General features: G+C 38.1%; 19 protein-coding genes and 4 pseudogenes. 4 read left to right on the top strand and 19 right to left on the bottom strand.

All coding sequences use genetic code 11. The features are described from left to right. Positions 1–13: 13 nt before the first annotated feature. From SPAR10_RS03730 to SPAR10_RS03695, 8 genes are all read right to left on the bottom strand, one after another. Entirely contained in the window at positions 14–304 is a 291-nt protein-coding gene (locus SPAR10_RS03730; RefSeq protein ID WP_004250898.1) for a DUF5960 family protein, read from the bottom strand. Then, positions 297–659, bottom strand: coding sequence for a hypothetical protein (locus SPAR10_RS03725; protein ID WP_025170525.1), 363 nt, complete (start codon positions 657–659; stop codon positions 297–299). Before SPAR10_RS03725 ends, SPAR10_RS03730 begins: the two co-directional genes overlap by 8 nt. Next, the gene (locus tag SPAR10_RS03720) at positions 656–2,071 is read right to left on the bottom strand and encodes a Y-family DNA polymerase (RefSeq protein ID WP_004250896.1); all 1,416 of its coding nucleotides are present in this window, start codon (positions 2,069–2,071) and stop codon (positions 656–658) included. The genes SPAR10_RS03725 and SPAR10_RS03720 overlap by 4 nt, the downstream gene beginning before the upstream one ends. 3 nt (positions 2,072–2,074) lie before the next feature. Further along, a complete protein-coding gene (locus SPAR10_RS03715) occupies positions 2,075–2,761 on the bottom strand; it encodes an XRE family transcriptional regulator (RefSeq protein WP_004250895.1) in 687 nt (228 codons plus the stop codon). Positions 2,762–2,907: 146 nt separating this feature from the next. Beyond that, positions 2,908–3,420, bottom strand: coding sequence for a GNAT family N-acetyltransferase (locus tag SPAR10_RS03710; RefSeq protein WP_004250893.1), 513 nt, complete (start codon positions 3,418–3,420; stop codon positions 2,908–2,910). Between the two features lie 297 nt (positions 3,421–3,717). Beyond that, positions 3,718–4,215, bottom strand: a complete 498-nt coding sequence (locus SPAR10_RS03705; protein WP_232672987.1) for a DUF6287 domain-containing protein — start codon at positions 4,213–4,215, stop codon at positions 3,718–3,720. 447 nt (positions 4,216–4,662) lie between these two features. Beyond that, positions 4,663–5,610: an AEC family transporter gene (locus SPAR10_RS03700; protein WP_004250860.1), complete on the bottom strand. Its 948-nt coding sequence runs from the start codon at positions 5,608–5,610 to the stop codon at positions 4,663–4,665. A 77-nt stretch (positions 5,611–5,687) separates the two neighbouring features. After that, on the bottom strand, positions 5,688–7,313 hold the full coding sequence (locus tag SPAR10_RS03695; protein ID WP_004250858.1) for a malolactic enzyme: 1,626 nt from the start codon (positions 7,311–7,313) through the stop codon (positions 5,688–5,690). A gap of 359 nt (positions 7,314–7,672) precedes the next feature. Here SPAR10_RS03695 and SPAR10_RS03690 point away from each other — a divergent pair, with 359 nt between their 5' ends. Together SPAR10_RS03690 and SPAR10_RS03685 are read left to right on the top strand one after the other, a co-directional pair. Further along, positions 7,673–8,023 (top strand): helix-turn-helix domain-containing protein, encoded by a 351-nt coding sequence (locus tag SPAR10_RS03690; RefSeq protein WP_004250856.1) that lies wholly within the window; start codon positions 7,673–7,675, stop codon positions 8,021–8,023. Between the two features lie 127 nt (positions 8,024–8,150). Then, positions 8,151–9,029: a LysR family transcriptional regulator gene (locus SPAR10_RS03685; protein ID WP_004250854.1), complete on the top strand. Its 879-nt coding sequence runs from the start codon at positions 8,151–8,153 to the stop codon at positions 9,027–9,029. Positions 9,030–9,397: 368 nt separating this feature from the next. On the opposite strand, the gene SPAR10_RS03680 is transcribed toward SPAR10_RS03685, so the two are convergent. The 4 genes from SPAR10_RS03680 to SPAR10_RS0101850 are packed head-to-tail and all read right to left on the bottom strand — an operon-like array spanning position 9,398 to position 11,350. Continuing rightward, the gene (locus SPAR10_RS03680; RefSeq protein WP_004250851.1) at positions 9,398–10,447 is read right to left on the bottom strand and encodes a DUF389 domain-containing protein; all 1,050 of its coding nucleotides are present in this window, start codon (positions 10,445–10,447) and stop codon (positions 9,398–9,400) included. Next, positions 10,444–10,767, bottom strand: a complete 324-nt coding sequence (locus SPAR10_RS03675) for a potassium channel family protein (RefSeq protein WP_004250850.1) — start codon at positions 10,765–10,767, stop codon at positions 10,444–10,446. Before SPAR10_RS03675 ends, SPAR10_RS03680 begins: the two co-directional genes overlap by 4 nt. Beyond that, positions 10,764–11,123: a hypothetical protein gene (locus tag SPAR10_RS0101855; RefSeq protein WP_000397555.1), complete on the bottom strand. Its 360-nt coding sequence runs from the start codon at positions 11,121–11,123 to the stop codon at positions 10,764–10,766. Before SPAR10_RS0101855 ends, SPAR10_RS03675 begins: the two co-directional genes overlap by 4 nt. After that, positions 11,048–11,350: a TMEM175 family protein gene (locus SPAR10_RS0101850; protein WP_006151097.1), complete on the bottom strand. Its 303-nt coding sequence runs from the start codon at positions 11,348–11,350 to the stop codon at positions 11,048–11,050. The genes SPAR10_RS0101855 and SPAR10_RS0101850 overlap by 76 nt, the downstream gene beginning before the upstream one ends. A gap of 794 nt (positions 11,351–12,144) precedes the next feature. On the opposite strand from SPAR10_RS0101850, the gene gshAB reads away from it, so the two are divergent. Further along, the gene (gshAB, locus tag SPAR10_RS03670) at positions 12,145–14,391 is read left to right on the top strand and encodes a bifunctional glutamate--cysteine ligase GshA/glutathione synthetase GshB (RefSeq protein ID WP_001054315.1); all 2,247 of its coding nucleotides are present in this window, start codon (positions 12,145–12,147) and stop codon (positions 14,389–14,391) included. Positions 14,392–14,527: 136 nt separating this feature from the next. Further along, positions 14,528–14,849 (top strand): annotated as a pseudogene (locus tag SPAR10_RS11330) (transposase); the annotation flags it as partial. A gap of 295 nt (positions 14,850–15,144) precedes the next feature. Here SPAR10_RS11330 and SPAR10_RS11325 read toward each other — a convergent pair. The 7 genes and pseudogenes from SPAR10_RS11325 to SPAR10_RS03640 all read right to left on the bottom strand — a co-directional run. Beyond that, positions 15,145–15,381: pseudogene (locus SPAR10_RS11325) on the bottom strand (TMEM175 family protein); the annotation flags it as partial. A gap of 123 nt (positions 15,382–15,504) precedes the next feature. Continuing rightward, entirely contained in the window at positions 15,505–17,625 is a 2,121-nt protein-coding gene (locus SPAR10_RS03665) for a heavy metal translocating P-type ATPase (protein ID WP_004250845.1), read from the bottom strand. Between the two features lie 13 nt (positions 17,626–17,638). Further along, positions 17,639–17,842 (bottom strand): annotated as a pseudogene (locus SPAR10_RS03660) (CopY/TcrY family copper transport repressor); the annotation flags it as partial. Between the two features lie 151 nt (positions 17,843–17,993). Further along, positions 17,994–18,466: pseudogene (locus SPAR10_RS03655) on the bottom strand (hypothetical protein); the annotation flags it as partial. 88 nt (positions 18,467–18,554) lie between these two features. Beyond that, complete coding sequence (locus tag SPAR10_RS03650; protein ID WP_002926019.1) at positions 18,555–20,684, bottom strand: heavy metal translocating P-type ATPase; 2,130 nt, start codon at positions 20,682–20,684, stop codon at positions 18,555–18,557. Beyond that, on the bottom strand, positions 20,677–21,045 hold the full coding sequence (locus SPAR10_RS03645; protein ID WP_002926021.1) for an ArsR/SmtB family transcription factor: 369 nt from the start codon (positions 21,043–21,045) through the stop codon (positions 20,677–20,679). Before SPAR10_RS03645 ends, SPAR10_RS03650 begins: the two co-directional genes overlap by 8 nt. 443 nt (positions 21,046–21,488) lie before the next feature. Continuing rightward, positions 21,489–22,706, bottom strand: coding sequence for a tyrosine-type recombinase/integrase (locus SPAR10_RS03640; protein ID WP_001291561.1), 1,218 nt, complete (start codon positions 22,704–22,706; stop codon positions 21,489–21,491). Positions 22,707–22,737: the final 31 nt, after the last annotated feature.

Below are 22,737 nucleotides of genomic sequence, written 5' to 3'. Positions count from 1 at the left end.
ATAAGAATTTTTACTAATGATTTCGTCCCAGCCCAAGATAGGTATAGGTTCGAGTACGTGGACAGTCTTTTTCCATCCTCACTCTAAAATAAAATCGATGTTCCCTTCCGTCCTTGGCATTTTCCTTGTTCAAGACAAAGTAGTTCTTTTGGTTAATGACCATGGTTCGCAGAATGTCGTCAATCAAGAAAGTCAAGGGTACATTCATGGCAGAGTATTTTTGGAAATCTTCCTCAAAACGAATATAGTCATCTGAAAAATAATCCATCTGCAGTTTGTTTTCATATAACTCTTTTCTAGTCATCAACTTCCTCCTGACACAGTTGGATTGCGAGAATATCATCTACCCTTATTAATCGATAGCCTTCATCCGTTCTAACAGAAATTTCTTGAGGAGATAATTCTCTTACTTCACCCAATATCGTGCTTTTATAATTTTTCTCCTTGACCATAAAAGAACCTTTTAGTCGTCCAACGTAGAGCTGGGAAAGCAGCAACAACTTCTCGACTGGATTCAAATCTGTTGATAAAGCAACACGATTTTTTTCTGCACTGAGTGAACTCGTATGCTCCGATAGAAAAAAGCCCATCCACTTCTGCATGCCTGGATCTTGATAGTCCTTCGCGGATTGAAAGGGCAAATAAGAGCGATCAATCATTTTAATCCATCTAATCCTCCAGCAGAGTGCCCTCCGATGAGCTTACTTCTGACAATACTTCTCGATGCATCCTCTAAGGCAGTCGCCTTCAAAAGAGAAGTAAAGCCGAATTGTTCTCGAATGGAATCAATGGCAGTCTGGAGCCTTTCTTCTTTTTCTACTTTATCAACATCATCAAAAAGGGAAATCAAACCAAAGGATTCGTCCACAAATCCTGAATAACTGACAGCAACACTCCTAACGGCCCCAGAAGTATATTTGCTATGGAATAATTTCAGTACATAACTGACTAAAAGACCGGTATTATTGGTCGGCTCCACCTTCATCTGGGTATGGATGGAGCGTTTTTGTTCCTGCTTAGAAAAACCAAGATGAATAGACACAACTGTCGTCTTCTTTCTGGCCCGTCGAAGCCTGATAGCCACCTGTTCAGCCATCTCTCGAAGGATAATTTCGATGTCTCGCTTCTTGACATAATCTCTAGGTAAAATTTGTGAATTGCCTAAGCCGTGAGATTTGGCTTTATAGGGCTTGTGAACATTACTCTCGTCTATTCCATTGGCATGAAACCACAAGCGAAGTCCAGCTTGGCCAAGTTCCTTCTTCAGGAAATCCGGATTGCTATTGGCTAATTCCTTAATCGAATAAATCCCCAAGCTATTCAAGCGCTTCTCCATCCGATGCCCAATCCCCCAAAAGTCGGTCATCTTTGGAATGGACCAGACCTTGTCTTCCACATCCTGGTAAGACCAATTGGCTCGCATAGTCGGTGTGTGCTTGGCTTCATTATCCAAGGCCAACTTAGCAAGCAGAGGATTGGCATTCGACATGCCGACCGTCGAGTAAATCCCCGTCTGCCGCCAGATATCTCTCTGGATCCGAGCCGAAAGCATATCTAGCTTATCTTTGCGAGAAATCTGCTGATCTGGGACAAAATAATTGAGCGAACTGGTTAGATCAATAAAGCCTTCATCAATGGAATAAGGATAAATATCATCTGGACTGCCATAATTCTGGAAAATGCGCTGAATTTCCATATTGACCGCGATATACTTATCCATCCGGGGAGGGACAATGACGGTCACCCGAGCCCAATCTTCGATAAATCTCACATAGGCTGGGTCTGTCCGTAAGCCTTGTTTTTTGGCATTATAGTAGGAAAATTTACGCGTCTTGATATCAAAGGGGAGGTCATAGGCACGCCCTACATTTGCTTTCCCAAAGACCTTTTTAAACATAGGTGAGGAGGCAAGAATAAGCCCAACAGAATTATCCGCCCGACTCATGACACAAAGGGAGGTTTTGAGGGGATGGAGCCCTCTTCCTACACACTCAACGCTAGCATAAAAGGACTTCATATCGACAAAGGCAATATCACTTTTGGGCTCTCTGGAATAATCAAAGTAGCCCATAGACTATCCCTCCATGGGTACAAAATTGCCCACGATAATACCCACAATCCGCGGATCTTCCTCATAAGAAATGTGAATATCCTTATATTTAGGATTGATAGAGACCAGACGCAGACCATCTTCTTCTCGATAGACTCGTTTGATATAGGTCTGGTTATTGCAAACCACTGCATAGACAGCACCGTCATAATCAAATCCGGTCTCTCGAATCAGAGCTACTGAACCATTCTGATACTTAGGTTCCATAGAATCCCCAGACACCCAGGAAGCAAAATCATGTGCCAGTTCTTCATTGAAGTAAACCGTATCAAAATTTCGATCATCATAAACCGAAGCACCGATACCAGCCGACATGCGTTCATAGACATGATACTCGTAGAGTTTTTCTGAAATAGCAGTCACCTTCTTGGCTTGTTCTTCTTGAGCCAAGTTGCGAGCATAGACTATCACCTTTTCTTTTCCTTTATTGGAAAGGCTATTATAGAGACGGACAATTTCGATTTGGGTGAAATAGCCTTTTGGTACTTTTAAAATCTCTTCTAGCTGTTTAACTTTTTCTTTAGAAGGCTCCTTGACTCCACGCTCCCAAGCCGAATAAGCCTGAAAACTAATGCCAAGCTGCTCTGCAATTTCTTTCTGTGTTAGCTTTAACTCTTTTCTCCGAGCTTTGAGTTTTTCTGGTTGGTACATATTTTACCTCCTAGCGTGATGCTTTCATCGTAGGTTGACTTTATTTTAAAAATTCAACCATTTTGGTTTAGTTTTATTATATAAAAAAAGTAGACGAATGTCTACTAGAAATGTTGAGTTTTGGCAAACGACTGGTAATGACGATGCTATAGATTCCTTATCTCAAATACTGCCGTATGAATCCACTCGTTATGCATTTGAAAGTCATTCTCTATGATTCTACTAAAGGTGAAACCATTTTTTAAAAGCACTCTCTGAGAGATCAGATTGTCCGTTGCCGTCCCTGCGATAATCTTATGTAAACCATAAGTAGTAAAGGCCTTTTCTAAAACGAGTTTAACCGCTTCGCTGGCATATCCTAAATTAGTAACATTTTCTCCGATCCTATATCCAAGTTCTGCTGTTTTTCGATCATCCTCTAAGACACTTAAATTGACTCTTCCGACCATAGTACCTTGTGAATCTCTAATAAGATGCATGTAGACATCATGATTCTCTTGTTCCCTTAACAATTCCCTTGTAATTTCTTTAAAACCTTCTAAGTCAAAATAGTGGGCTGGTCTAGGAGGTAAATTCCGCTCAAAATACTCCCGATTTTCTTTTTCAAAAGAATAAACATCTATGCTATTTTCTTCAGACATCAGCTCTAAACTTATCATTGTAAACCACCTCCTATCATTCTATAAATTCAAATATACTCATGTTCACACAAAGTGACATTTACAGAATTTACAGAGATATCTTAATTTATTCATATCGTATCTACATTATAACACAACATACTATGAAGAAAAATAATACCCGTCAAGGTCCTCATAAATTCCAACATCTTGCTAAACAGGCTGGAACGCCTATGGAAGCTATTTTTAAACCCTACTTACTTCATCTTCATAACATGATCATGACTCACAAATAAAGAAGAAAACCATCTCAAATTTGATGAGATGGTTAATCATTTAGTCTACTTTATAAAAAACTTGTTCTGATCTGGTTGGAGCTGCTTGACCAGCAATCAGCCTATTTTTAGTTAAATCAGTATCTAACCCATCCATAATAAGTCCAGCAGGATAAATACTCATTCCATAGCCTGAGATACCATCTCTAATGCTGAATTCAATCGTTCCATGGCTACCCATTCTCTTTTTTTCAATGTTTCCACTGTTTACTAGTCCATTTTTATCGAATGTAAACTCTTGCCCAAGTCCATTTCTCCATGTTCCAACTAGAGTCGAGAAATCTCCATTTAGAATGGCTTGCTCATCTATTTTTTGTGATTTAGCATTCGTTTGCTCTTCTTGTGTCGAGAGTTTTTCCTCAGTAGTCGTAACACTATCTTGGGTAGTCGTTAAACTAGTGGTTGTCGAACTAGTCGTAGCCGTACTAGTAGTAGAAACCTGTTCCGTTGTGGCATTCACTACTTCTGCATCTTGCTTCTTATGATTAAAGAAGAACACAAAACTTATCAGTACTATAGCACTTAAGCAACTAAACAGAATCAAAATCCAATTGATGCCTTTTCCTATTTTCATTTATAACTCCTTTATATTATTCGTATTTAATTATATCATACTAAACTGATACTAGGAAGAAATTGTATAAGACAAAGACTAGTGGTGTGATTTTTGGGGGTGAACTCTCTATTGAGGATTAAAAAAGAACACCACGAAAGGTGTTCTTTGTAAATATAGTCATTCTTTCGAAGAACGTCTACTAAATTGTAATACTTTACAAGCTTTTTTCAATCCTGGTTTGAAAAGTCTGGCTTTTAGGAAAGCTCAAAATCACTCGATAGCAACCATCAGAAGAGTTTCTTCTGATTTCGATTCCAAGAAATAGGAATAGAGATATCTATAATAGTGCAATTTCTTAACGCAAAACTTTCAATCCTATCCTCTTCCTTCTTATCCTAACAAAGTTTGTAATATTGGAATAACAACGATAAATAGAACCGTACTTAGAGTCACCACATTCGTAGAGAATTCCACATCTCCTTTGCCCTGATTAGCAAGGATCGGGAGAACAGCTAGAGCTGGTGTCGCGGACTGAATCATAAAGGTCTTAAATTCTACTGTCTCCATATTTGGTGCAAAGAACTTCAATACAAGAAGCATGATTAGAGGAGCTAGGATAAAGCGCCCAACTAAAGTGACAATTGTATCTTTATCAAAAGTAATAGTATTCAAGCCTGCCTTTGCAAGAACGATACCAATATAAATCAGAGATAGAGGAGTGACGATATTTCCAACATAGGTTAAGGTATTCGTTGCGAAATCTGGAATAGAGATTCGGAGAATCAAAAATAGCAGAGCCACAAGAAAACCTACAAGCGGAGCTGGTAGCAATTTCTTCCAGTCAAATTTACTTGTCTCCTTGCTTTGACCCGATTTACTGTCACTCGTCATCAAATACACGCCCAATGTCCAGGTGGAAATCGTGTTGGTGATATAGTAAATTAAGAAATAAGGAAGAGCCTGATCCCCAAAAAGAGCAACGTTTAAAGGTAAACCAATAAAAATAGTATTGGCATTCACAAAGGTATTAATCATGGTTCCTCGCCGTCCTGGACGAACCTTAAAAACCACAACTGCAATATAAGCTACAATATAGCCCAAGATAAAGGCCACAAATGTATAAAGGAGACCTCCAGAAAGACTAATTAGTTTATCTAGTGTTAGGTATTTCATCACCGACACAAAGATTGACGCTGGCAAGGCTACATTCATGATTAAACGAGATAGGTTAGGTCCAAAGGCATCTCCAAACCATCCCTTCACCTGAAGAATATACCCCAAAACAATGATAGCGATAATCGGAATGATACTCGTAATCGAGGTTAAAAAGAGTGACATAGGTATCCTTTCTAAATTACTTAAGTCCACAGCCTATACAAATCTGTCGCTAGTGAAGGATAGACAGCAACAATGAATTATTTATACTCTGGATACCACTTCAAATCACGAACTGCTTTGGCCATATCTGTTTCCTTAGCACGCGCAAGACCTTGCTCTTGTGCTTTTTTAGCGACTGCTTCTGCTACTTTAATAGAAACATCTGCTACATACTTGAATGGTGGCAAGACAGGAGCTCCTGGTTGGCCTGGATTGACAATACCACTCAATGAATGAGCCGCTGCTCCGATCATTTCATCAGTCAAAAGACTTGCTTCAGAAGCCAGCATACCTAGACCAAGACCTGGGTAAATCAAGGCATTATTGGCTTGACCAATCACATAGTCGACACCTTTATAAGGAACCGTATCAGCAGGAATTCCTGTTGCGACAAAAGCTTTGCCATCTGACCATTCAATCAAATCTTTGGCACTAGCTTCAGCTAGTTTGGTTGGATTTGACAAAGGGAAAATCATCGGACGCTCTGTATTTTCACACATAGCCTCTACTATTTCTTTAGTGAAGGTATTAGGCTGAGTCGAAGTTCCTACAAGAATGGTTGGCTTCACAGTCTTCACTACTTCAAGCAGGTCAGTCAACTTGTCTGCGTTACTAAAGTCAGCACGTTTCTTAGCAAATGGTTTTTGCTCTGGTGTCAAGTCATCCATGTCATCAAAGAGAAGACCTTGTTTATCAACCATAAAGAAACGTTTATAGGCTTCTTCTTCAGAAAGACCTTCACTTACCATTTCACGAAGAACACGAGCGGCAATTCCTGCACCCGCAGTACCACCACCATAGCAGAGATAAACTTGATCTGTTAATTTTTCACCACTAATATCCAGTGAACCAAAGATACCACCTAGGGTAACAATTCCTGTACCTTGAATATCATCATTAAAAGTTGGAATTTGTTTCCGGTATTTTTCAAGAATATTGGCAGCATTCGAGCGGCCGAAGTCTTCCCAGTGAAGGTAGAGTTTAGGAAAGAGACGTTCTGCTGTTTGAACAAATTGGTCAATGAAGTCGTAGTAACGATCTCCGCGAACCCGTTCGTGACGATTTCCTAAGTAATTAGGGTTGTTACGAAGTTCTTCACGGTTAGTTCCTGCATCAATAACTAAAGGAAGGACCATAGAAGGATCGATTCCAGCAGCACCCGTGTAGACCATCAATTTCCCAACAGAAATATCGACACCATTTGTTCCCCAGTCACCGATTCCAAGGATTCCTTCTGCATCTGTTACAACAATGAGACGAATCTCGCGATCCCCAGCAGCATTTTTCAAAGTGGCTTCAATATTTTCAGGATGATTGATATCAAGATATCCCGCATATTGGGGATCTACAAAGAGGTCACTATAGCCTTCAATGGTATCTGCAATGGTTGGATCGTATACAATTGGATTGAATTCCTCCAAATGTTGAGAAAAGAGGTAATAGAAAAGAGTCCGGTTGGTATTAAAAATTTCCATTAGGAAAAGACGTTTTTCCAAATCATTGGCTTTTGTTTGCATTTGTGCATAAGTTTGCGCCGCTTGCTCTTCAATCGTTTGAACATACGGTGGCAGTAAACCAATAAGACCTAGTTCCTTTCGCTCCTCTAAGGTAAAGGCAGTCCCTTTATTGAGGAAAGGGTTGTTTAAAATATCATGTGCAGTCATAGTGCAACCTCCTTTTTACTTCTATTATACCACTTAAAATGAATTGTTTGGAAAACTTTGTTGTTTAAAAAATACTATTGTGTACGCATATGTTATAATGAATCTACGAAGACAATTTTCTAATAAGCTCTTTTATACTTAAAACACTATTGTTAATGGCACTTTAAGTTATTATATTTTATAAAGTTCTGAACTCATAAAACTCTCGATGATCACTCTTTACTAAAAGTTTCGAGCAAAAGAAACTAATCATACAAATTGGCAATCCGAATTAAAATAAATATTATATAAGTTTGTTATACAATACTTTGTATTTTTTAAGATGTTTTTTTGTCATGCAAAACTTGTATTCTATTTATATGACGAATAAAAACTATTTACAACAATATATTTCCCAAAAAGTGAAATATTTTCGAACACAGAAAAAAATGAGCCAGGAAGAACTTTCGGAACAAGCGGGGCTCGGGCTTAAGTATATCAATCAACTTGAAAACCAAAATGTGAATCTGACCATTCACAGTCTTGAAAAAGTGATTGTCGCCCTAAAGATGACCCCAGAGGAATTTTTCAATTTTGATAGCCTTGAATCAACCTCTGATAAGACCGATAATCTTTCACTCAAAAGAATCAACATGAAGATTAAACAGCTCCCTATTGATAAACGAGAAAAGATGTTGGTCATTTTTGAAAGTATCTTAGATAACCTTTGATATCCCTGACTCACTTACATTTTAACCGGCGAATACTCGTATAGTCAAATTGTGGGATACGGATAAAAATTATTTATCTGGTGATTTCCACTTATTTTCCTTCTCCAACTAATGAAAGTGAGCCCATATGAATTTAAAAGATCTACAATATTTTTATGACCTCTGCCAGCTTCAATCCTATACGGAAGTAGCAAAACAACACAAAGTCAGCCAACCATCTATTTCTTATGCCATCAAACGCTTAGAGGAATCTTTTAATTGCAAATTGATTCACCACGATCCCTCGCATCGTTCCTTCAAACTAACTCCTCAAGGACAAATCCTTCTAAAGCATACAGAAAAGATCTTACCTGAGGTTATTTCTACTCGCAAAGAAATCAATCGTTCCTTGGCCCAATACTCTACTGTAGGATTTCCTCCTATTATCATTCAGTATCTCTTTGCTGCCTTAAACGAAAAAGATAAATTCGATTTTTTAAAAAAAGTACGCCCTATCCGCGGTGGCTCCGTAGAGTTATTAAATCTTCTCCTCAAAGGAGACCTTGATGCAAGCCTACTCGGCTTGATTAAACCACTCAATCATCCTTCAATAGAGACACATGAGCTCTTTCATAAAGAACTGTATGTCGTTTTATCTAAGAACCATCCTCTTTCTACTGCTCCTTCCCTCGCTTTTGAAGAATTAGTAGATCAATCTTTTATACTCTTAGACGAACACTTTGTTCACCTGAAAGCTTTTGAACTACTTAATCAAAAGCATCAAAACAAGGCAGAAATATTCTTCAAGAGTGACGACATTGTCATCATTAAAGAACTTTTAAAGAAAGGGATTGGCCTTAGTTTGCTGGCTGATATCGCACTTTCTGATGAAGATGATGATTTAATAAAAATCCCTCTAATACCTGAGGACCAGATAACATTTACAGTTTATTACGCTTATCTCAAATCGGCTACACTGTCATCAGAAGTAGAAGCCTTATTTAATCTCATTAAATCATATGAATAGAAAAAACTCTAACTATCAACTACCTGATAGCTAGAGTTTTTTTAAGACCTGGTTTGGAAAGTATGAATTTCAGTTGGACTAAAAACAGCGTAATATCAAGACTTTTCTCCGCTTTTATAAAAGCGTTTTTCCAATCAAATTCAACTAATTTTATCTAAATGGTGTGGATTTTACCCCCAAAATTACAGAGAATGGAGCTGATAAACACTAAACGTTCACACCATTAGTTAAATGATTTTTTTCATCATTTTTCTTAGATGATAGAACTTCTAATTTATTTCTTATTCAAGCAAAAACAACCTGCTATAAGTAAGAAAGAGGAAGATACAAGAAAAACACGGCGTAAAAACCGATTCAGTTCATTGTCCTCAATCCTTGTCTGCTTCATTTTCTTTTACGAGATCGTTTTGTGAATCTTTTTCAGAGAGTTTTTGATCAATATACTTGTCAATGTTTTCATAAAATTCCTTGGTCGCTTCACTATCTAATGTTGGCGAGTTCTGAACTTGATTCACTTTCAATTGAACAGATTGAATACCGTAAGAGGCTTGTTTTTGGTGGAGTGTTTCTAATTCTTCTTCTGAAATCGGATCTCCAACAACCGTCAATACCAATTCATTATTACTTGACTTGTAGACTTGATTAATGACCGTATGATTGGCGAATTCATTTCCTACAAACTGTTTGATTCCTTCTTTTCGCGCTTGATCCATCGTCAGAGTGACTGCTGAATAGCTAGCTGGAAGAATCAACAATACAATCAAAGAAATCAAGCCAATTCTCATTTTAATGCTCAGCTCTTTAAATGAAGTTAAAGGAGATTTTCTCATCAAAATTCTTGTTCCAACAATGTTGATTAGCATGATAAAGACACAGTTGATCAAGAAAAGATAAAGGGCCCCAAATAAAAATCGTACATTCCCATTAGCTAAACCATAGCCTGCAGTGCAGATAGGTGGCATCAGAGCTGTAGCAATGGCTACTCCTGGCACGATATTGTTTGCTTCTTTTTTCCTTGAACCGATCACACCAGCAATCCCACCAGCAATAGCAATGAGGACATCCCAAATGGTTGGAGAGGTTCGTGCAATCAACTCGCTACTTGCATAAGACAAGGGAGAAATCCAGAAATACAGAGTCGAGACAAGCAAACTGACCAACACTTGAGTCAATAAAACCTCTAGAGATTGCTTGATTAAACGCGTATCAAAAATAGCTAAACCGAATCCCAGTCCAACAATCGGTGTCATGAGAGGTGAAATCAACATGGCTCCTATAATGACAGCTGTTGAATTCATATTTAGTCCGATAGAGGCAATAAAAATTGCACACATCAAAATCGCTGTATCTCTCAATCGAACATGAAGGTCATCGTATAATTTCTCACGGTATTCCCGTGTTGAATAATTGGCAGTCATTTGTCCTCTCCTCTTTCCTTATTTAAATTGGTATAATAATTAAAAATAACAGCTGATAAACAGCCAAAAAATATGAGCCCATAAAGCGTCAAGAAGACACTGGTAATCCTTCCAATCAAGGTCACAGCTAGGAGATCCCCGTAGCCGACAGTCGTCGAAGTCACAAAAGCATACCAAAGACCGTCTCCGTAATTTGTGATAGCAGGTTCAACTAGGAAAAGCACGCCTCCTGACCCAAAAACAAAGGTCACAAAACTCAGAGCAAACCGAGTAAAACCCGTAACCTGCATAATATGCCATAACATTTTTAAACGTTTCATTTGTTCTCCTTATTCATACTAGCTCCTGACCGAGCCGTTTTTTTCCAATAATCAAAGTGAAGATAGGACATGATCTCCATCAGAGAAAGATAGACAAACTGATAGATCTGATTTAAGCTGATTATCAACTGATATTGTTTGAAAAATGACTGGAAGAAAGACCAGATATGACTGTCTTGAATCAGTCCCTTCTTAATATCAGACAGGATATTAGCTAAAGCTCCCAAGGACTGAAACGGTAAATCCTTGACATTTATATAGATCCGGTCCACCACATCATTCAGACTGGTATCTTGGATGGCATGAAATTCTCCAAAGAGAACTCCTGCCGCTCCAAGAGTAGAAACAAATTCCACCAAATAATTTCTGAGGAAATTTTCTCAACCTTTTCCCATAATGTGTTTAGTGCCATCCATAACGATCCCAACCAGAAAAAGGAAAGAAAACAAGCAAAGAAATTTTGCCGTAAATCCCAAAAAGCTTCAAGACTTGGTGTTGTTGGTTTTTCTAACTCTAAAACCAAGATGGTCATAATAATTGCTAGAACAGCATCTGTCAATACAATTAATCTGTCTTTCTTCATCGGATTGCATCCCCTTTCTTTTTTGTAACATTCTATCTTATCGCATAATATTGGATATTCTTTCATAATCCGACTACAAACAAAAATAAACCAAAAAGTATGTCCCTATTATACTATATTTAACTCTAGAAGTATTCATCCATCTAATTAATAAATATATCATATTTCACAATAAGTGAATACTATCAAAGATTCATCCCCTTTCACTTCATCATGTAGTGTTGCTTAGATTTATCAAAAACAACCAAATTTGTATTAATTTCAAGTATCACCTAGTTACAAAAATTTGGGGTGAACAGAAAAAGCATCCCGTATTTTTGATACGAAATGCTTTCAATAAGTTTAAATAAGTTTTAACGTTTACTAAATTGTGATGCTTTACGAGCTTTTTTCAAGCCTGGTTTGGAAAGTATGGATTTCAGTTGGACTAAAAACAGCGTAATATAACGGCTTTTCAGAACTATATCTACTAATTAATTTCATAAAATATGAATCAATATCTTTAAAATAGGGGAATAGTTTAGGTCTGTAAGAATTAACTTATACACTTACAAGGTTTATTCTGATCGACTTTATAACTGTCTACGAAAAAAAGACAGAAATGAGAGATTGAGTGTGGGGAAAAAACTATTAGGTGTAGTTTCAATACTTCTACTAATGCTTTTGCTTATATTTAATGCAAGTAAATAGTCAATTCGTCCGAGCATTTCCTTCTCCATCTCCGTAGCAGAAAGTTGAGTTTATTTAACAAACTGATAAAATAATAGAGAAACTAGTTATTTCGAGGCCCAATCATGAACCTATCAAACGTATTTCAAAAATTATCCCCAAATACTCCCATCTTACAAGCTACCTTTGGTCTGGAGCGCGAATCTCTACGAATCAATACTGAAGGCCGTGTCGCTCAAACGCCACACCCTGAAAAATTGGGTTCTCGCAGTTTCCATCCCTATATCCAGACAGATTATAGCGAACCTCAACTAGAGCTCATTACACCGGTAGCACAGTCGACCACGGAAGCTCGTCGCTTCCTCGGGGCCATCACCGATGTGGCTATTCGCTCAATGGATAAGTCAGAATATCTTTGGCCTTTATCCATGCCACCTGTGATTGTAGAAGAAGAGATTCAGATTGCCCAGTTGGAAAGTGACTACGAGTATCAATACCGAGTTGGTTTGGCAGAACGCTACGGCAAATTGCTCCAGTCCATATCTGGAATTCACTATAATTTTGGACTCGGCAAAGATCTGACCCAGCAGCTCTTTGAAGTCAGTGACTATGACGATTTACTGACCTTCAAGAATGCCCTCTATCTCAAGTTAGCTCAGAACTTCTTGTGTTATCGCTGGCTCTTGACCTACCTTTACGGAGCAAGCCCGCTAGCAGAAAAAGGGTTTTTGACAGATGAAATTGGTTGCGTGCGGTCGATTCGTAACTCCAACTACGGCTATGTCAATGCCCCCGATGTTCACATTTCCTTCTCTTCACTGGAGCAATACGTGACCGACATCGAAAACGCTGTTGGATCTGGGCAACTGTCCTCTGAAAAAGAATTTTACTCTGCCATCCGTTTACGCGGTGCTAAGACTAGCCGGGACTTTTTGACTAAGGGCATCTCCTATCTAGAGTTCCGCAACTTTGACCTCAACCCCTTTGAGCCACTGGCAATCAGCCAAGAAACACTAGACACCACCCACCTCTTTGCACTCGCACTCTTGTGGCTAGACGACATGGAGCAAGTCGACGAAGAATTGGCAGTAGCTGCTACTCTCAACAACCAAATCGCTCTCAGCCATCCCCACACACCACTTCCTAAAGAGGCTGACCCTAAACCTATCGTGACAGCCATGAAGGACATCGTCGCTCACTTTGGACTGGATGACTATTATAGCCAGCTTATCACTAAGGTGGAGGCCTCTCTTCTTGATCCACGTTTGACCCTTTCTGGAAAAATAGCAGAGCAGGTTGAAGAAGGGTCCCTTGAAAAATTTGGCCAACAACAAGGACAAGCCTTTCATGACTATGCTTGGACAGCACCTTATGCCCTCAAAGGCTATGAAAACATGGAACTCTCCACCCAAATGATTCTCTTTGACGCCATTCAGCTGGGCTTGAACGTAGAAATTTTAGATGAGGAAGACCAATTTCTCAAACTCTGGCATGGTGACCATGTGGAGTACATTAAAAATGGCAACATGACATCCAAAGATAACTACGTAATTCCACTGGCCATGGCTAATAAGGTTGTGACCAAAAAGATTTTGGACAAGGCTGGTTTTCCAGTACCTGCGGGAGCAGAATTTGCTAACAAGGACGATGCCTTGCGGTACTACGGACAAATAGCCAACTCTGCTATTGTTGTCAAACCCAAATCCACCAACTTCGGTCTGGGCATTTCCATCTTCCAAGAGCCAACAAGCCTTTCTGGCTATGAAAAAGCCCTAGACATCGCCTTTTCGGAAGATAGCCATGTGCTAGTCGAGGAGTTTGTGGCAGGGACCGAGTACCGTTTCTTTATCTTGGATGGAAAATGCGAGGCTGTCCTGCTCCGCGTCGCGGCCAATGTCGTAGGCGACGGAAGCTCAAGCATCCGAGAATTAGTCGAAAAGAAAAACCAAGACCCTCTGCGTGGTCGCGACCATCGCTCACCTCTTGAAATCATCAATCTGGGTGATATTGAATTACTCATGTTGGAACAGCAGGGTTACACACCTGATACAGTCTTGCCTAAAGGTAGCCAAACCTTTCTGCGTGGTAATTCTAATATCTCAACTGGAGGCGACTCCATTGACATGACTGACCAGATGGGCGAGAGTTACAAACAACTAGCTGCCGATATGGCGACTGCTATGGGGGCTTGGGCCTGTGGAGTCGATTTGATTATCCCAGACTACACCAAGCCTGCTAGTAAGGAGCTACCAAATTGCACCTGTATCGAACTCAACTTCAATCCTGCCATGTACCTGCACGCCTATACTTACGTAGGGCCAGGACAACGTATCACACCGAAAATTTTACGGAAGTTGTTTGGAGAGATATGAGAATAAGATCAGAGATTTTCTGAGCTTACTTTTTTATATTTGATAAATGGTAAAATATAGTGCAACAAAAAACTCATAGAGCCCAATCTCGTGTAAACTGTAAGTAACCACACTAAACAGAACACGGGAGAAATCTATAAGCTACCATCATATTACCATAATTGAGCGAATTAAGATAGAGACTTACCTAGAATTAGGTCTCAAACCCTGCCAAATAGCTAGAAAATTAGGCGTTCACAAATCAACCTTCTCAAGAGAATTAAGTGTGGTAATGACACTTACTCTGCACAAGCAGCACAAACACACAATGAACAATTGGCGAAGCAGAAGGGAAGAAAATCGAGTTAGACTCCTGTGAATTGAAGTAGGAAATTAAAGAGCGATTACAATCTTCATGGTCTCCAGAACAAATTTGTAGTCGTTATCAACTTGAAAATAGGTCCATGGTGTCCTTCAAAATCCAATTTGTAAAATTAAGCTAGAAAAAAGCATCTCGTATTTTTGATACGAAATGCTTTTAATAAATGTAAATAAGTTTTAACGTTTACTAAATTGTGTCGCTTTACGGGCCTTTTTCAAGCCTAGTTTGGAAAGTATGGATTCCAGTTGGACTAAAAACAGCGTATTATCAAGGCTTTTCAGAACGATATCTACTGATTAATTTCATAAAATATGAATCAATAGATTATAAATAGGGGAATAGTTTAGGTCTGTAAGTGTTAAAATAATACACCTAACTTTGGTCACCGTTTTTTAGTTATTCACTCTTTTTTCAGATAGTGTTTTTAAAGTTATGATGTAAAATGCCGCAATTAAAACACTATACATCATAATCGGAGGATAGAGAATTAAGGATAGAATCAATCCCACTCCTTTAATTATTAGGTCAGGTATCAATAACTTTCTATATTGTGCGGTAGCTTCAAGTAATTCTTTCTGATCTATATTGGGTTTATCAATTACTTTATGTAAAAACCAGTTTGCTACCGTAATAAATTAAAAATCGTCTACTTCTACCAACACGATTTTACAAAGAGCCAGTACTTACATCTCTTTTTCTCCTGTAAAACTATTATATCTTGATACTTTAAGGAGTTTCAATCATTCAATCTGTTAACCGTTATTTTTTGGATCTAAACGTAATAACATAGCATTAATGGCGACGATGACTGTTGACACAGACATTAGGATTGCTCCTAATGCAGGGCTTAATGTGATACCAATAGGAGCCAAAATTCCTGCAGCTAGAGGGATAGCTATAAAGTTATAACCAGCTCCCCAAAATAGGTTTTGTTTCATTTTACGAGTTGTTTTGTGTGCTAAATCAATGAATGATCCAATATCTCCTGGATCGGATTGAGTCAATATGACATCAGCTGAATCCAACGCAACTTGAGTTCCAGCACCTATAGCTATACCAACATCTGCTAAGGCAAGAGAAGGAGCATCATTTACACCATCACCTACCATGATAACTTTCTTTCCTTCATCTTTAAGTGTTTTAACTAACTCATATTTGTCTTGTGGAGATTGATTTGATCTATATTCAATCCCTAAATCTGCTGCCGCGCCTTGAGCCGCTTTTTCATTATCACCTGTTGCCATAATTGGTCGAATATTGTTCTTTTTAAGAGCTTTAATTAACTCTTTACTTGTTGGTTTTAATTCGTCCCCTAAAGCTACAGCACCAATGGCATCATCGTTTTCTACTAAGACACTAAGAGTTGCTCCTTTTGGAGTATCCATATCAAGATTACGTCCATAGGCTTTTTGACTGATTAATTGGTAACGGTGCCCACCTGCTTTACCCTCTACTCCAGAACCGGAAATCACATCAATCGAATCAAAAGATGCTGGACGTATATTTTGCTGCTCGGCGAAACTTACAATTGATTGAGCAATTGGGTGGCTAGATCCTCCTTCAATACCTGCCAATAAGGCAATGATTTCCTCTTTTGTATATTTGTCATTAAGAAGTTTTACATCTAATACTTTAAATTCACCAGTTGTTAAAGTACCCGTTTTATCTAAAATCATCACATCTGCATCTTGAGCTATTTCTAAGGCTTGGCGGTCTTTTACTAGTAAGCCACGGCTAGCTCCTAAGCTTGTGCTACGGGCGGTTACCAATGGAATAGCCAGACCCAATGCGTGCGGACAAGCAATAACTAATGTAGTAATAGTAAATATAACTGCCGTTGGGATATCTCCAATAATCATCCACACTACAAAAGCAATTAGCGCGACAATAACAGCAATATAGAAGAGCCACCCTGCAACCTTTTGCGCAATATTTTCTGCCCTGGAAGGCTGACTTTGAGCTTGGCTGATTAAATTCTGTACTTGAGAGATAAAGGATTGATCACCTGTCTCAAGCACTTTAATATAAAGAACCCCTTCTCCATTTGTTGAGCCCCCGATTACTTCATCACCAGGGCCTTTTTTTACTGCTTTTGACTCCCCAGTTAGAAGAGCTTCATTTAAACGTGATTCGCCACGATCGATAATCCCGTCTGCTGGCACATTTTCTCCGGCTTGAACACGAATTAAATCACCTACCTGTAAGTCAGCAACTGGTCGTGTTTCAATTGAATCGTCTTCTAATACAACGTGAGCATCTTTCGGCACTAACTTAGCCAATGCTGCTTGTGCGTCTCCTGCTTCTCCAATAGCTTTCATCTCAATCCAGTGACCTAATAGCATGATTAATAGTAATGAAGCAAATTCAAAGAAAAAGTCCATCAAGTGTTCACCCGTTACGTAGGTAATGATCACAGCATAAATACTGTATGAATATGAAACACTTAAACCTAAAGAAACGAGTGCCATCATTCCAGGTTCTTTTTGTTTAAATTCGTCAACTGCACCTTGATAGAATGGACGTCCACCATAAATAATTAATATAGTAGATAAAATAGCTACTACAATATCAGAATATGGAAAAGTAAACTGGAATGGTAGTTCAAATCCATGCAAAGGGACTAAGAGCATAATAATGATTCCTAGTGGCAATGACTTTAAGAAAAGTTCCTTAAAGCTTCCGTGATGATGGTGGGCATGCCCTCCGTGCCCACTGTGGTCATGCCCACTGTGCCCGCTGTGATTATGCCCGCTGTGATCATGCCCACTGTGATCATGCCCAGCATGATGTTCTTGATGTTTATCCTTATGGTCTCCATGTTCATCTGTGATTCCATGCTCGTGTTTTAACTTATCCATGTTGTCATTATTCATTTTAAATTCCTCCTTATGCTAAATGATGATGTAAATGACATTCGCATTGTCCTTCTGGACAATTGCAATCCACTTCTTCTAGTGCGAAAGATTTTTTCATCTCTAATATTTTTTCTAGTCGTTCTATATCATCGAAGCTTAAAACATGATCGTCAATGATACTTCTTATTACATTTCCGACTTTCTTATTGCAAATACGGTTAAAAATATCTTCTGCATCTGTGATATAAGTATTAAATTCTATTGTGCTCATTCTCCTTTCCCCCTAGTTGTCTACAGATGTGAACAAACATGTTCGAAGTAAGTTTACTATTGTAAACAAATTGTGTTAAGTATTTTTAACAAATGTAAGGAACGCTTATAGCTTTTTATCTCTCCCCTTCTATCTCATAATAATTTTCATAGTTTTTCCTATACTGAACAAGGTCAGAAAATTGTTCTTTTTTTCTTGCAATTTATCGAAGTTTGATAGTATTTCTTTTGTTTTTGGTAGCTTTTTATAGTTTTCTAAAATTTCTTTAGCGGCAATTTTATATACGGGAAGTTCGCTATAATACTCCTCTGCAAATTGTTTATCTTCAAGATTTTTCTTGTGGTATTTATAGATTTCACGATACTTATTTATAGTATTTATATTTTCCATATCTTGAGATAAACTCTTCATTTTAGTTTCAATGTTCTTTATTTTATCTAACAAATCTTGTCTATCATCGGCAGATTTTTTGATTAGATCATCGAGCTGGGTAATGGAATTAATGCCTTGTTCTCTTAATTTAATTATTGAATCTGCCATTGTTTCGATATTATGTTTCCTTGCCCAAACTTCATAACCTTTGGCACTGACCCCCGTAAATGAGAATTAAATAAAAACACCCAAAAAGTTAGATTTTCTGTCTAACTTTTTGGGGTCAGTACAACCATTTTAGAACCTATTCTTTGATTTTCAATAAGCGTAAACTGTTTAATGTTACAAGTAAAGTTGCTCCCATATCAGCAAATATCGCTATCCAAAGTGTTAACCAACCGGGCATGACCAAAAGTAATGCCACTAATTTAATCGCCAAAGAGAAGGTAATGTTTTGCTTGATGATTGCTAAAGCCTTACGACTTAATTTTATTGTATATGGCAATTTACTCAAATCATCAGACATTAAGGCGATGTCAGCCGTTTCTAAAGCTGTATCAGTTCCAGCACCACCCATTGCTACACCAACGGTAGATGCCGCAAGGGCTGGAGCATCATTCACGCCATCTCCGACCATCCCCACACTTTGATGTTTTTCTCGAAGTTCTTTAATAAAATTAAGCTTATCTTCTGGAAGTAAGTCAGCTTTAATATCCGAAACACCAACTTGTTTTCCGATGGCTGTTGCCGTTCTTTGGTTATCGCCTGTTAGCATCACTGTTTCGATTCCCATATTGTTCAACTTGCCGATAACTTCTTTAGACGATTCCCTCATTTCATCGGCTACGGCAATAAACGAAAGAATTTCTTTTTCTGTTCCTAACACCATCACCGTTTTACCTTGAGTTTGCATATCGGCAATTTTTTCTTTTTTATCGCTTGAAATGCTTCCGTGTAATTCCTCAAAAAGATTTTGACTTCCCACATAATACATTTCATTATTTATTTTGGCTTTAACGCCTTTACCTGTAATGGATTGAAAATCCTCTACTGTTACTTCATTGAATTTTAATCCATTTTCTTCTGCTTTTCGCATAATCGCTGAAGCAAGAGGGTGCTGCGATCCTTTTTCAATGGCTGATGTTATGGTTATTAATTCATTTTCATTTCTACCATATGTCACAATGTCTGTTACAGCTGGAATCCCTTTGGTTAATGTTCCTGTTTTATCAAAGGCTATCGCTTTTAAGTGTCCTGCTGCTTCTAAATGGATACCACCTTTAATTAATACACCATTTTTCGCTGCATTTCCTATTGCTGTAACCACAGCAACTGGAGTTGAGACTACTAAGGCACAAGGACAACCAACCACTAATACAGCTAATCCTTGATAAATCCATTGGCTCCAGTCTCCGCCAAATAATGGTGGAACTACTGCAATTAAAAGAGCTAGTATGACAATAGCTGGTGTATAGTATTTTGCAAATTTCTCGACAAACGCTTGAGAGGGGGCCCGTTCTGCTTGGGCTTCTTCTACCAAGTGAATGATTTTTGAAAGAGTGGTATCTTCAACTCGTTTTGTTACTTTAACCTCAAGTAACCCTTCTTCATTCAAGGTTCCTGCAAATACTTCATCATTTGTGATTTTCGTTACTGGAACACTTTCACCTGTAATCGCAGCCTGATTTAATGTCGATGTACCTTTAACCACTATTCCATCCATTGCTAACTTTTGACCGGGCTTAACTATCATGATGTCTCCAACTTGAATCTCATCAACATGAATCATCATTTCTTCATTGCCTCGTCGAATTAACGCTTCTTTTGGGGCAATATCCATTAAAGATTCAATAGATTGACGTGCTTTATCCATTGAATAACGCTCTAATGCTTCACTAATCGCAAATAGGATAACAACGGTTGCCCCTTCACCCCATTCACCAATAATTGCAGCTCCTATAATGGCAATAGTCATAAGCGTATTCATATCGAAATTTAATCTGCTTAAATTTTTGAGACCTTTAATAAATAACGAATATCCACCGATTAAAATGGACGCTGCATAACCAATTGTCGGTAGAACATGCTCTTCACCATACTGCTCTCCTAAGAACCAGCTAACTACAAGTAAAAGAGCTGATATATATACCTTAATGTTTTCTTTCTGCTTCCAAAAAGGTTCTCCTTCTACCCTTTGTTCTTTTTCATCTCGAATTTTTAAATTTTCAAATGCTCCTGCTTTTTCTAATTCTTCAATGGTTGTAGTCCCTTTAACATAAACTTTAGATGCTCCGAAATTTACTTTCGCATCCTGAACACCGGGAAGTTCTTTAACATTATTTTCAAAAATGGCTGCACAGTTCGTACAAGTAAATCCTTGAACACGATAGGCTTTCATTTCTTCTTCGAACTGTTTTGCTTTCCCACTAGACATTGATCTTCACCTCTTTCTTAAGTGCCAATGCAATCATCATAATTTGTCTGATATGCTCATCATCTAATGAATAAAATGCAAGTTTTCCCTCTTTTCGAAACTTAACAATCCCTTGCTTATGGAGCGTTCGTAGGTGATGAGAGGCATTTGCAACCGTAACACCTATAATATTTGCAATATCACACACACACAGTTCGTCATCTTGACACAATGCATAGGTAATTTTTGCTCTATTTTTATCTGCAATAGCTGTTAACATTTGGGCAACACTAGAAATATCTACTGTCTGTAAATTCCCTTGTATTCGATTGACCTTTTCTTCGTCATAACAATAAATTTCACAAGTATCTTTGTTAATCATATTCTCACCTCAATATCATTCAAGTATTTGCTTGAACATAGTATAACCCTTTTCATTAATTAAGTCAAGTGTTTTTTGGCACTGACCCCCGTAAATGAGAACTAAATAAAAACACCTCCAAGTTGGATTTGACACAATATAATCAAATGCACATGGAGGTGTCTTTTTATTAAATTCTCACTTTTTGGGGTCAGTCCCTTAAAACATGCTATTTTTATCATTGATAAATATTAATAGCTAACTTTCCGAAAAACAACTATTTTTTATACAAACAAAGTATAAATTTCTAATTATCTTTTTATATTTTCTTAAATGCTCGTAAAGCCTTATTCTATGTGCTTTCGAGTATTTTTACTGTAGGAAGATACTTCACGTTTCTTTGCATATTTCCTCATGTCTTAGCTGTCAGAAGTGGTAAATAAGTAGTAAATTCATTTGTACTACTAAGCAACAAGACGCTCCTGTTGCTTCTCTTTATTCAAGCGTTTCATTTCTGCCATTGCAGAATCGAATGTTGCATGTGCGTAATAGTTCAGCGTCATGGCTATATTAGCATGTCCCATAATGTACTGTAATGCCTTTGGATTCATTCCTGCATTTGCATAGTTGGTACAGAATGTATGTCGCAAACTATGTGGAGTGATGTGTGGCAATTTATCCTCGTTATACTTATTGTATTTCTTAACAAGACCTTTCATCATGCCGTTGTAATCACTTGCCACTTTTGGATAGTTCTTTCTATTAAGAAAGAGGAAATCACTATATCCATCAATCTCAACACGCTTATCATTCTTTCGATTCGCTAACACTCGCTTAAATGCTTGATAGGCTTCTTCAACCATAGGAACTTGACGTTCGCCACTTTTGGTCTTTGGTGTTTCAATGTAGTACCCAATTTCAGTATCTCTCAATAGCTGATGGTCTATATTGACAAGACGATTCTCAAAATCTAAATCTGGAAGTGTCAAACCACCAAACTCTGAAATACGAAGACCTGTTTTTAAGAGTATCAGAATTTCATCATAATTTTTGCTGTAGGTTTTATCAGCTTTTGCAAAGGCTAACAGTTTTTCTTCCTGTTCTTCTGTTAGTACGGTCTTAGGGACAGTATCATCATCAAGAACTGCTTTCAGTTGAAAGTCAAATGGATTCTTCCGAACACAATCATCTTGTATAGCAATATAGAATGAAGCCTTTAAAGAACGTTTGTAGTTATTGATGGTTTGATAAGCATAACCATTTTCACTCATTCTAATAGCCCATTCTTTAGCGTCTGATGGCTTAATACTGTCAATACTTCTTACACCTAACTTGTCTTTCTTCAAAATATCCATAAGATATTTGCGTCCAGTTTCAGTGTTTTTTCTAACCTTTGGTCTTTGAGCGTTCTGTTTTGCGTAAAGCTGGCAGAGTGTCATTTTCTTTCCTACAACATCAATACCATCATGAATGTCTTTCTGTAACTCTGCGATTTTCTCTCTAAGTGAGATACAATCACGCTTTCCTGCTGGTACTCGGTCTGTAGCCACAAGTTTCCACGAGTAAACAAATTGCGGTTCTCCAAATGAATCTATATATTTGTATAAGTATCTTCCGTCTTTTCGTTGGCTCTCTCCAGTCTTTAAGATTCGACCTTTATTGTCACGTCTTTTTTCTGACATGGCATTTGCTCCTTTCCTTTATGGAAAGAGC

The sequence above is a fragment of the Streptococcus infantis SPAR10 genome (assembly GCF_000279535.1).
GTDB lineage: Bacteria > Bacillota > Bacilli > Lactobacillales > Streptococcaceae > Streptococcus > Streptococcus infantis_I.
Note: the sequence above shows the minus strand (reverse complement) of the source record. Positions and strands in the feature narration are given on the sequence as shown.